Annotated in this window: 1 protein-coding gene; it reads right to left on the reverse strand. The window is 72.9% G+C overall.

Going from position 1 to position 2,542, the window contains the following annotated elements; translation table 11 throughout:
• Window positions 1–31 precede the first annotated feature (31 nt).
• On the reverse strand, window positions 32–2,542 hold a 2,511-nt coding region (locus tag ABZ646_RS44750; protein WP_360533006.1), incomplete at its 5' end, for a type I polyketide synthase.

The raw sequence follows: 2,542 nt of genomic DNA on the forward strand, positions 1-2,542 counted from the left end.
ACCGCACCCGGCGCCGACGGCCCGGTCGGCTTCACCGCGACCTCCCTGGTGTCCGTCTTCCGCTGCGACCGTCGATGGTGTTGTCCGCGGCCCGCCGCAGCATCCCGCCCGCCAGCGCACGCCACACGGCCGGCACACCGGCCTGATCCCGCAGGGCCCGGACGTTGAGCCGGGTGAGCGCCACCATGGGCGAGCCGGCGCGCAGTGCCCGATCGAAGAGCTCCATGCCCTGGCCGGCGGCGACCGGCGGGATCGCCGAGCGGGCAATGCGCCGGAGGTCGACCTCGGACAGCTCACCCGTACGGCCCACCTCCGTGGTCCAGGCGCCCCAGGCAAGCGAGAGGCCCGGCAGCCCGTCGTGGCGGCGTTGCTGCATGAGCGCGTCCAGGAAGGCGTTGCCCGCAGCGTAGTTGCCCTGGCCGCCGCCGCCCAGGATGCCGGCGAGGGAGGAGAAGACCACGAACATCGACAGGTCGAGGTCGCGGGTCAACTCGTGCAGGTGCCAGGCCGCGTCCACCTTCGGGGCGAGCACCCGGTCGAGCTGCTCGCGCGACAGGGTGTCGATCACGCCGTCGTCGAGGACACCCGCGGCGTGCACGACGCCGCCGATCGGACGGGAGGCCAGCACCTCGGCGAGCGCCGACCGGTCGGCCACGTCGCACGCCACGAGCTCGGCCTCGGCACCCTGTTGCGACAGCTCGGCCACCAGTTCCGCCGCGCCCGGGGCGTCGGCGCCGCGCCGGCTCAGCAGCACCAGGCTCCGGATGCCGTACGCGGACACGAGGTGCCGCGCCACCACACCGCCCAGCCCACCGGTGCCACCCGTGATGAGAACGGTTCCAGCCGGTTCCAGAGGGGCCCCGGCCGAGAGACGGGAGCGAGTCAGGCGACCAGCGTGGAGCCGGCCGTCCCGCAGCACCAGTTGCGGCTCATCGGCGGCGAGGACGTTGCCCAGCGTGGCAGCATCCAGGTCGCTGTCGGTGTCGAGCAGCACGATCCGGCCGGGATTCTCCGTCTGCGCCGACCGTACGAGGCCCCAGACGGCGGCCGCCGGAAGGTCCGGGACCGGTTCCCCCCGCGCGCCCTCCGGGGAGGCGGGCGCCGAGGAAGACGTCCGTACGGCAACCGCCCCGCGGGTCATGACCACCAGTGGAACCGTGCTCTCACTGCCCAGCCACTGCTGAAGCTGCGTCAGCACCCAGCCGGTCAACTCGTGGGAGGACTCCGCCACCGTAACCGGGTCGCCGGAGACCATCAGCACCACCGGCAGCGTCGCCGTCTCGTCGCCGAGCGGGGCCGTGCGGTCGGCCACCGTCCAGCTGTCCACCGGGATGCCGGCCGGGTCGATGCCGATCCAGTCCAGGGTGAGCACGGCACCGTCGTCCGCGCCGCCGGTCAGGGAGCCGGTGTTGAGCGGTCGCACCGCGAGCGCCCCGATCGACAGCACGGGCAGTCCCGTGCCGTCGGCAACGGCGACAGCCACCTCGTCCGGACCCGTACGCGTCATCGTGACCCGCAGCCGCGCGGCACCCGAGGCGTGCAGCACCACGTCGGTGAAGCTGAACGGCAGGCCGCCGTCGCTCAGCCCGGCGAAGGCCGCAGGGTGCAGGGCGGCGTCGAGCAGGGCCGGATGGATCACGTACGACCCGGCGGCGCCCCGCGCGGCCTCGGGCAGCTCAACCTCGGCCAGGATCTGGTCACCGTGCCGCCACGCCCGGGTCAGCCCCTGGAACTGCGGGCCGTAGGAATCTGTGGCGGCATAGAACTGACTCAGATCCATTTCGGTCGCGCCCGCGGCGGGCCACGCCTGGCTCACCGGATCGAACTCGGCGCCGGCCTGCGCGGCACCGGAACTCAGCACACCGGTGGCATGCCGCGTCCACTCGTCCTGCCCGTCGGGCCGGGCGTACACCGCAAACGCACGCTGTGTCCCGCCCGCGTCGACCACCAGTTGCACCTGGACGCCGCCCTGGGCGGGCAGCACCAGCGGTGCTTCCAGAACGAGCTCGTCCAGCCTGTCGCAACCGACGCTGTCACCGGCCCGGACGGCCAGCTCGACATAGCCCGTACCGGGGAAGATCACGGTTCCCTGTACGGCGTGATCGGCGAGCCACGGGTGGGTGCGGAGGGACAGCCGGCTCGTGAACAGCACCCCGTCACTGTGCGGCAACGTCACCATGGCCCCGAGCAGCGGGTGCTCCGCCGAATCCAGCCCGGCCGCCGTCACACCGGCCGGGCCGCCTGTCATCTCGGGCCAGTACCGCCGGCGCTGGAACGCGTACGTGGGCAGGGCGACCCGGCGTGCCCCGCGCCCGTGGAACAACGGGGCCCAGTCGACTGCGACTCCGTACGAGTAAGCCTGCGCCACCGACGCGACCAGCCGCCGCAGATCGCCCTCGTTGCGGCGCAGGGTGCCCACCACGACCGTCGACCCGGTCGCATGGAGGTCGGCGATGTCCTGGATCGGGGGCAGCAGCACAGGATGCGGCCCGACTTCGATGAACGTCAACGACTCCGACTCGACCAGTTCCCGTACGACCGG

The sequence above is a fragment of the Streptomyces sp. NPDC007162 genome (assembly GCF_040634175.1).
Lineage (GTDB): Bacteria > Actinomycetota > Actinomycetes > Streptomycetales > Streptomycetaceae > Streptomyces.